Source organism: Moorena sp. SIO3B2 (assembly GCF_010692525.1).
GTDB lineage: Bacteria > Cyanobacteriota > Cyanobacteriia > Cyanobacteriales > Coleofasciculaceae > Moorena > Moorena producens.
The window spans coordinates 1-8486 of record NZ_JAAHHE010000267.1 but is presented as its reverse complement, the minus strand read 5'-3'; the positions used below and the strand labels follow the sequence as shown (position 1 = coordinate 8486).

Below are 8486 nucleotides of genomic sequence, written 5' to 3'. Positions count from 1 at the left end.
AAATCTAGATTCAATTAGATATTATATAAATGTGTTGGTCATCTATCAAACACGGTGTGCCACACGGAAACAGGATTCAATATCTAAATACTGGCGGAGATTTGACCTCTACTGTGCTTCGTGTAAACCTGTCATAGCAAGTCGAATCCTTGAGCCAAAAATCCCCGTTTTTTAAGAGCGGGGAGTATCAAAGTACGATTGCCGTACTGTATTTATCGTGTCAATCATATGACAGGAGTGCAAGTTAAATGTTTTCTCTAGGTTCAACAACTCCAGTCGGGGACTTTCGAGTCGATACTAATTACTTAGTTACCGATGTAAATGGTGATGGTCAGTCTGATCTAGTCGAGATTTGGAATAGTAACAATAGTTTCTTTGCTGCGACTTGGATTAGTAATGGTAACGGTGGATTTAACTTCGGCGGTAATACCAGAGTCGGGGATTTTCGAGATGATACTAAGTACTTAGTTACCGATGTCAATGGGGATGGTGACTCTGATCTAGTCGAGCTTTGGAATAGTAACAATAGTTTCTTTGCTGCGACTTGGATTAGTAATGGTAACGGTGAATTTAACTTCGGCGGTAATACCAGAGTCGGGGATTTTCGAGCCGATACTGATTACTTAGTCACCGATGTCAATGGCGATGGTGATTCTGATCTAGTCGAGATTTGGAATAGTAACAATAGTTTCTTTGCTGCGACTTGGATTAGTAATGGTAACGGTGGATTTAACTTCGGCGGTAATACCAGAGTCGGGGATTTTCGAGACGATACTGATTACTTAGTTACCGATGTCAATGGCGATGGTGATTCTGATCTAGTCGAGCTTTGGAATAGTAACAATAGTTTCTTTGCTGCGACTTGGATTAGTAATGGTAACGGTGAATTTGACTTCGCCGGTAATACCAGAGTCGGGGATTTTCGAGAGGATACTGATTACTTAGTCGCCGATGTCAATGGCGATGGTGATTCTGATCTAGTCGAGGTTTGGAATAGTAACAATAGTTTCTTTGCTGCGACTTGGATTAGTGATGGTAACGGTGGATTTAACTTCGGCGGTAATACCAGAGTCGGGGATTTTCGAGACGATACTCAGTACTTAGTTACCGATGTCAATGGAGATGGTGACTCTGATCTAGTCGAGGTCTGGAATAATAACAATAATTTCTTTGCTGCGACTTGGATTAGTGATGGTAACGGTGGATTTAGCCTCGGCAGTAATACACAAGTAGGGGATTTTCGAGAGGATACTGATTACTTAGTTACCGATGTCAATGGTGATGGTCAGTCTGATCTCGTTGAACTTTGGAATAATCAAGATAAGTTCTTTGCTACTACTTGGTTAAGCTAAGTTAGTAGGTACTGCCCACCGAGGATTAATAACAATAGTAGTTCACGTAGGGTGGGCAGTGCACCAGACAGATCAAATCAGCCAGCCAATCAAGTTACTAGACACTGCCCACCTAAGATTAATCAAAATAGTAAGCTAACGTAGGGTGGGCAGTGGTTGAGACAAATCAGATCAGCAAACCAATCAAGTTAGTAAACACTGCCCACCTAGGATTAATCCCAATAGAACAGTAAACAAATCTACGGTGGGCAAACAACATTTACTGTAAGCATTTAGCTAATGCGCTACGCGCACGCTACGCGAAAAGCAGTCAGCAGTCAGCTAATCAACGGGAGGTAGTAAAAAAGCTGCGGGATGCTGCTACGGCTGCTTGAAAATTCCTGCTCCTTTTACTAATCCGACCCCCTGGAGTTCTCTCGCCTGATAGCTGATAGCTGATAGCTGACCTTATAACTAATACTTAAATAACAAACGATAAAACTAAATACTACTCCCTACTCCCTACCCTAATGCTATAATACTAAAAAGCCAAAGGAGTAAAAGAGGCGAAACCGATGACTCAATTAGAAATTGGTCAAGAAAACGTACCGCCCGAAGAAGACGAAGCTACTCGTGAAATTGCCCAAATCAGTGAACGACTTATTGACAAACATCCTCCTGTAAAACGGGGAGAACATCCCAAAGCTCATGGTTGTGTTAGAGGAGAATTTATCATTGACCCTAACCTCCCTAAGGATGACAAGATTAGAGTTGGTATTTTTAAAGAACCAGGTAAGCGTTTCCCCGCTTGTATTCGCTTCTCAAATTTCAGTGAGCAGAAGGATACCAGAGGTGATGCCCATGGTATGGCGGTTAAACTGATGGGTGTACCAGGAGACAAAGTCTTGGAGGATGAAAAATATGAGGAAACCCAAGATTTTTTGCTAATAGACCACCCGCTTTTCGTAGTTCGCAATGCCAAAGACTACATTGAGTTTTTTGCAGAAATTGAACGTTCCGGAAGCCGGAACCCCTTAAAGTTTTTCATAACTGGACTTAATCCATTTAAATGGCGCTGGCGTGAGATCCAGATCGGACTAAGGATTCGGTTGTCTAAAATTCGCAGTCCATTAGAATCTCAATATTGGAGTACAACTCCATACAAATATGGATCAGGAGCGATTAAATTCTCCCTGAAGCCTTCTCCTGATAATATCTCAACTAGTTCTAAGTCGATTCCTAAAACAGAAAACTATCTCCGCGACGCAATCCGAGAACATCTCAACAATAAAGAAGCTTGCTTTGATTTCTTAATTCAGTTTCAGACCGATGCCGATAAGATGCCAATTGAAGACCCCACCATCGATTGGAAATCACCCTATCAAAAAATAGCTACTCTCAAGATTCCTGCTCAGACCTTTGAATCTCCTGAGCAAATCAAATTCTGTGAAGATTTGTCCTACACCCCATGGCATTCTCTACCAGAGCATAGACCTTTAGGGGGAATTAACCGTCCTCGCAAGCAGGTTTACGAGTTAATTTCTCGGCTACGAAACCAACTGAATAATGTCCCCCATAAAGAACCGACAACAGAAGAATTTTTCTCGATTTTTCCCCTAGATGTCTTGCCGAAGTAGGGAGCAGGGAGTCGGGAGTCGGGAGTCGGGAGTCGGGAGTCGGGAAAGATAGAGAAGTTTAGGAAGTGTGGCAAGTGTGGCAAGTGTGGCAAGTGTGGGGAGCAACTGGCTTGGAAACCCCCAAGACCGCACTACATCGCTGCTCCGAAGCTCCATTTTGCCTCTTGCCTCTTGCCTTTTGCCTCTTGCCTCTTGCCTTTTGCCTCTTGCCTCTTGCCTTTTGCCTCTTGCCTTTTGCCTCTTGCCTTTTGCCTACTCCCTACTCCCTATTCCCTCGATCTGGGTGACCAAACCATGTCCATTGGCGATCGCTAGGCATATTGTCTTCTATTGTTTGTACAACGTCTGCCATGGTGCTGTCTTTGGCAACCCAACCGCCATCGATATCTGGGAAATCGAGCCGACAGTTCTCGCATTTTTTGTCATTGTAAAAGCGGATCGGACACCAGAAAGATTCGACATTCCTCAACATTTCAGCACCAAGGGAATAAACCCCAGTCATCCAGTCACAGTACAGGCACCAAATTAGATCATGACCAACTAAGCCTTCAAACTTCTGGCGACTGACATTGACCCATTCACTGTGCTTGTAAGTTGGGAAGCCGAGTAACCAGATTAGGAATGGATACAAGACTATTTGAGCAAGGCGAATCAAAAAAAACACTGGCAGAACGACAGCTGTCACCCATAATGCCAAGTGGTTTCGCCACCAGCCAAACCGCTGATTGAGGTAGCTAACAATTCTCGGTCCTTGTACTGCCTCAGAATGGACTAATTCATGAGCAACAATCCACAACTGTAGCGCTAATATTTGACCCACTAGGGCAGCCAAAACCCCCACCCAGCCTACAAGTAGTCCACTGATCAGCCAGGGAATCCACACGATCACTGATAAGATCAAATCCAGCCCAGGGGCTTGGGTAAAGGACTCAGAGATAGTCTTGCCTAGCTTACCGAGCTGAGGCATTACGGTTAACAGGGAGATCAACCCAGCTCCCAGAGAAAAAACTGCTGCAAAGGTTAGAGCAAATGGAATCATAACTTGTGATGCACTATAGTGGTTTTCAATTTTGTGATTTTAGGGAACAGGGAACAGGGAACAGGGAACAGGGAACAGAGAATAGGCAAGGGGAAAGAGGCAATAGGCATGCTAGCAATAGGCAATAGGTAAAAAATCCTATGTACCTGATTACGCTAGAAAGCACTATATAGCGTTTTTAACAGGTCTGGAATTTGACAACTCAGGCAAAATTAACCATAAATTGCATGGCGGTGATACTTGGCATAAAAAAGTATCCACCCCCCTTGACGGTTACAAATCGAGGTAGGTTATTAATTCGTTTACGAATCAGTGAACGCTGAATGGTCATATGACCAGAACCGTCATTATCTCCGATGATCGGGTCTTTGTTACCATATAAACGGTTAAATCGAGGATTGTTACACCAAGTTTCCTGAAGAAACTCAAATTGACGCCTAATATTAGCATTAATACTGAAGAAATGCAGTCCTCGGGGCTTGCCATCATCCTCGATATCCACAGGCAACTGACCGTTTTCGATATCATCGATGGGGAATAGAGGTTCTCCGTAAAGGGCTCCCCGTCGAATAATCCGATGCCGATTGGATAGTTTGAAGGAATTCTCTGGGGTGGCATCTAGAAAGGAATCTCTGGGGTTGCTACGACGGATGTGAGCACCGATAGGACAACGATAACCCTCCTTATCTTCTGGTAAGTACTTGAACTGATTCTTGTCCTGAATCTCTGGGTTATCCTGGTCTGGGGCAAGCACTAGGGGCGTACCACTGGGCCAACGTCCTACTAACTTAGCTGCAAGCAAGCTCATGGTTGGAGCATGGGGACAACCCTCGCCATCATGTCCTTGTTGGGCAATAAATTGCCAAAAGCCAGCTACATCCTGAGCTAGCTTCCGGTATACCAGGTAAGTTCCATGACGCCCGAAATCTTTGAACTCTGACAGCTCTGTACCTGGAAAACTGGGCAAGATATTATCACTATCCTGGTCTACTGGCACAGATGGGGTAGCAGGCAAGAAATCGTATTGATTGGGATAGCCCAGGATAAACTCCCCAGTCCTAACCACATCTTGATTAGGGTTTTGGTTGTTTCGAGTCCCCTCAATGATCGGCTGGGAAATACTGTCGTTAAAGCCAAAATGCTCCTTATTACTAGTACCTCTAAACCCAGGCTCTTCTGCCACAACCACTAGATTATCTTCTTGATCTTGAAGCAATTGGTTGCGCCGCTGGGCGAGGCTTTCGGGGTCTAATCCATAAAGGACCAACAGCATATGAATCTCTTCATTATTTGAGCCACCGACATCCCATTTATCTGGAGCACTTTCTGCCGTATCTCCTAATATACGAGAACGTTTTGAAGTGGCTATCCCTTCTATTAATTCCCTGGAAAAGGTTTCGAGAGTGTGCTGTGGTAGGTTAAGAGCCTGCAATCCTTTGTGGGTAAAGGCAATGTTCAAGGTAGATTCAGGTTTTTCCGTGGTTCCATCTGGTCGTTTTGGCCACAATTTACCTGTGGTGATTTCCGGGATAATAGTGTTTAACCATGCCTGAGCTTGTTTAGGGTTCTTGATTTGAACAAATAAATATAAGGCATAGCGCAGATGCCCATAACCACTCAATATAATTCCCTGAATATCTTCCCGTGCTTCTGGCGTTAATTCTGACATGGTCACTTCCCTCGTTTCTGGGTTTAGAGTTACAGAGTTATCTCTGAGTTATCGCTGCATCCAGCTGACGATTAATTCTTCTATTCAGTAGCTGTTTCAAGAAACCGTTATCAACAAACCGTTAGAGCAGTTTTAACCATTCCTCAATCGCAGCTCGATCAAAATTTGTCCCGATCATTTTGCTAATTTGTTGGTCTCTCAAACTAGTTTGGACAGTTTGCTCAGGATAGGCACTGTAGTAGAATAGGGATGGGGTTTGGTAATCTCGGAAATATTGTTTGAACGCCCCGATATCCTGAGCGCCTCCCTCTGGATAAGTCATTGTGTTGTTCCAAATGGAGTTTAATCCGTCGCTGGCTCGATCAACAAAATCATTCAGATAATTATCCCAGGAGCCATCATAATTACTTAAAAATAGTAAACGTTTCCCTTCATCAATAATCAGCCAACGGGCAAAATGAATTGTAGTGATATTAGCTAGGGATGCCGGGGGAAATAGATATTGTCCAGCCCAATTAACAAGAAACAATACTATCTTCAGACGCTTGATTCGCTCAGGCTTAATGTCTACAAGGTGATTCATTGAGTTCTGGACAAAACGATCTTCTGCGTTGGCCAGAAGCTGACTTTGAGCGAGATCAGCTTTTACACTAGTATATTGTCCAATTTCACTTCTATTTTCCGGTTTGCCCAGTATGCTAGCCAGAAAATTTATTATAACCAAGAGGATTTCGCGAATTAGGTTCAATATCCCTTGAACCAGAGCTACCAATCCTCTCAATATCTTTAATCCATTCAATCCCACAACTTCCCACCAGGTATTAGTTTGAGAAACCTGGGCAACTTTATCTAAAAATGGCTTTACTCCTGAACAATCTAGGTAGTTAGCGACATCCTTAAGATCTAAGAAATTTTCAATATGTTTCCGAATTGCGATGTAGTTCTTGAGGCTTTCGACTGTTTCGTTACGGAAGGCGATGTAGAAGGCTTCGGGCTGATAGGAGTGTTCGTTAATAAATTCAGAGAATTGTGGCTTGCCGGTATAGCCTTGGCATTTTTCCCATAGGCTATCCATTCCTGGTGATATCTGAATTATTTCATTTAGGTAGCTATCTAAGTCACCATCATAATTGCTCGAAAAGAGCAAGCGCGGTCCATTATCAGGATCATTGAGGATGGCAAAACGCGCCAAGTGGGTGTTACGGCTCTCAGGAAAGCGAACATAGGGATTATTTTCTGGATCCGAGTCAATTGCTTCGAGAATTGATTTTAGTTCTGCCTCTTCTCCAGGCTTTATCTTGACAATAACAGTCAGGGGGTTTGGGGACATTTTGCCCTCCATTTAATTAATAATGGGGTTTTGGCGAAACTAAGTTTATGGTTTAGTTTACGGTTTAGTTTACGGTTTAGTTTACGGTTTAGCGATCGCGTTTAACCCTATGTAGCTTTAGACTATAGAGCATTGACGGGTTGGTGTGACTGTAACTTGATGACAATCATCATTAATTATACCCTATTTATTTTATCAAAATTAGTTTTCACTGTCAAAATATAAACATTGTTTACATTATTGTTTACATTACTGTGCTCTGGTCCCTGCCCTCTCCTTGCTAGGGCTCCATTTTCTACATATTTCTTAATATGTTTAGTTGATTGTTTCTGCTATAGTGGGTAAAGTTTGTGGAAAATCCAATGCTCTCAAAGAGCCGCTACTGGATGCTCTAAAGAGACCCTAAGCGAACGCATGTTTCACTATCAAACCAGTGAATCAACTGGGGTGATATAGCCAGGGTCACTTCTTCGGTTTCCCAAGTTAAATTATTAGGTAATAACCCTCGGATACTGAGAGAGTCTGACCCCTTCACCCGAACACTAATTAAATTATGCATGCCTAGATTTTCCACGAGGTAGATGCGACCCTCAATCCTATATTTATCCTCTGGTTGAGCTAAGGCCACATCTTCTGGGCGGATACCTAGGACAATCTGTGGCGGCACTTTAGGCAAATTTGGCAAAGGAATTTTGACCTCACCCAAGATGGCATAATTCCCCTGACAGTGAAGTGTCAGTAAGTTCATTTGGGGAGAACCGACAAAACTAGCCACAAACTGATTTGCTGGCTGCTTGTAAATGCCCTGGGGTGTATCTAGCTGTTGCAGCTTACCCTCAGATAACACCGCAATCTTGGTTGAGAGGGTCATCGCTTCGGTTTGGTCATGAGTAACATAAACCACTGGTGCCTTTTGAGCAACAAATAGCTGCTTCAAATCCGCCCTAACTTGCTCTCGCAGCAAAGCATCCAAGTTACTCAGAGGTTCGTCTAACAAAAACACAGCCGGTTGTCGCACCAATGCCCTGCCCAGAGCAACCCGCTGGCGCTGACCACCAGATAGCTGACTAGGCTTACGCTCCATCAAATTTTCCAGTCCCAGTTTACCAGCTACTTCCTGCACCAGGCTCCGAATTTGGTCAGAAGGGACTTTATGGAGTTTCAGACTAGCGGCCATATTGTCATATACGGTCATATGAGGATAGAGAGCATAGCTTTGGAAAACCATAGCGATATTGCGATCGCCTGGTCTAACATGAGTAACATCCCGTCCATTGATAACTACTTTGCCATGGGTGGGTTGCTCTAACCCAGCAATTAGTCGCAGCATCGTAGATTTACCACATCCCGATGGCCCAAGTAGGGTCAGAAATTCTCCTTCATCCACTTCTAAGCTAATGTCGTTAACTGGGATGACGTTACCCTTGTTAGTCTTGTAGATTTTATTAATATTATGTAGTTCTAGTTTAGGCATACTATC

8 protein-coding genes are annotated in these 8486 nt (G+C 43.5%); 3 read left to right on the top strand and 5 right to left on the bottom strand.

Features of this window, described 5'->3' with window-relative positions; all coding sequences use genetic code 11:
- Window positions 1–248: 248 nt before the first annotated feature.
- Together F6K38_RS30600 and F6K38_RS30595 are read left to right on the top strand one after the other, a co-directional pair.
- On the top strand, window positions 249–1352 hold the full coding sequence (locus F6K38_RS30600; protein WP_287264841.1) for an FG-GAP repeat domain-containing protein: 1104 nt from the start codon (window positions 249–251) through the stop codon (window positions 1350–1352).
- Between the two features lie 554 nt (window positions 1353–1906).
- Window positions 1907–2968 (top strand): catalase family protein, encoded by a 1062-nt coding sequence (locus F6K38_RS30595; RefSeq protein ID WP_008187683.1) that lies wholly within the window; start codon window positions 1907–1909, stop codon window positions 2966–2968.
- On the opposite strand, the gene F6K38_RS30590 is transcribed toward F6K38_RS30595, so the two are convergent.
- Window positions 2948–3124 carry a hypothetical protein gene (locus tag F6K38_RS30590; RefSeq protein ID WP_154659876.1) on the bottom strand — a complete coding sequence of 59 codons (177 nt, stop codon included), beginning with the start codon at window positions 3122–3124 and terminating at the stop codon, window positions 2948–2950. The two genes, F6K38_RS30595 and F6K38_RS30590, sit on opposite strands and share 21 nt — an antisense overlap.
- Window positions 3125–3139: 15 nt before the next feature.
- Between F6K38_RS30590 and F6K38_RS30585 the strand changes: the two genes are divergently transcribed.
- Window positions 3140–3283: a hypothetical protein gene (locus tag F6K38_RS30585; protein WP_154659875.1), complete on the top strand. Its 144-nt coding sequence runs from the start codon at window positions 3140–3142 to the stop codon at window positions 3281–3283.
- Here the strand turns inward: F6K38_RS30585 and F6K38_RS30580 are convergent.
- The 4 genes from F6K38_RS30580 to F6K38_RS30565 all read right to left on the bottom strand — a co-directional run bounded on the left by F6K38_RS30580 (window position 3228) and on the right by F6K38_RS30565 (window position 8480).
- On the bottom strand, window positions 3228–4007 hold the full coding sequence (locus F6K38_RS30580) for a hypothetical protein (protein ID WP_008187682.1): 780 nt from the start codon (window positions 4005–4007) through the stop codon (window positions 3228–3230). The two genes, F6K38_RS30585 and F6K38_RS30580, sit on opposite strands and share 56 nt — an antisense overlap.
- Before the next feature lie 202 nt (window positions 4008–4209).
- Window positions 4210–5676, bottom strand: a complete 1467-nt coding sequence (locus F6K38_RS30575; protein WP_287251546.1) for a Dyp-type peroxidase — start codon at window positions 5674–5676, stop codon at window positions 4210–4212.
- 121 nt (window positions 5677–5797) lie between these two features.
- Window positions 5798–7006: a hypothetical protein gene (locus F6K38_RS30570; RefSeq protein WP_044494152.1), complete on the bottom strand. Its 1209-nt coding sequence runs from the start codon at window positions 7004–7006 to the stop codon at window positions 5798–5800.
- A 391-nt stretch (window positions 7007–7397) separates the two neighbouring features.
- Window positions 7398–8480: an ABC transporter ATP-binding protein gene (locus F6K38_RS30565; RefSeq protein ID WP_008187679.1), complete on the bottom strand. Its 1083-nt coding sequence runs from the start codon at window positions 8478–8480 to the stop codon at window positions 7398–7400.
- Window positions 8481–8486 lie beyond the last annotated feature (6 nt).

What these genes read in the sequence shown, in the direction of transcription:
- F6K38_RS30600 (WP_287264841.1), top strand. Translation starts at nt 249, where the DNA reads ATGTTTTCTCTAGGTTCAACAACTCCAGTCGGGGACTTTCGAGTCGAT.
- F6K38_RS30595 (WP_008187683.1), top strand. Translation starts at nt 1,907, where the DNA reads ATGACTCAATTAGAAATTGGTCAAGAAAACGTACCGCCCGAAGAAGAC.
- F6K38_RS30590 (WP_154659876.1), bottom strand. Translation starts at nt 3,124, where the DNA reads ATGGAGCTTCGGAGCAGCGATGTAGTGCGGTCTTGGGGGTTTCCAAGC.
- F6K38_RS30580 (WP_008187682.1), bottom strand. Translation starts at nt 4,007, where the DNA reads ATGATTCCATTTGCTCTAACCTTTGCAGCAGTTTTTTCTCTGGGAGCT.
- F6K38_RS30575 (WP_287251546.1), bottom strand. Translation starts at nt 5,676, where the DNA reads ATGTCAGAATTAACGCCAGAAGCACGGGAAGATATTCAGGGAATTATA.
- F6K38_RS30570 (WP_044494152.1), bottom strand. Translation starts at nt 7,006, where the DNA reads ATGTCCCCAAACCCCCTGACTGTTATTGTCAAGATAAAGCCTGGAGAA.
- F6K38_RS30565 (WP_008187679.1), bottom strand. Translation starts at nt 8,480, where the DNA reads ATGCCTAAACTAGAACTACATAATATTAATAAAATCTACAAGACTAAC.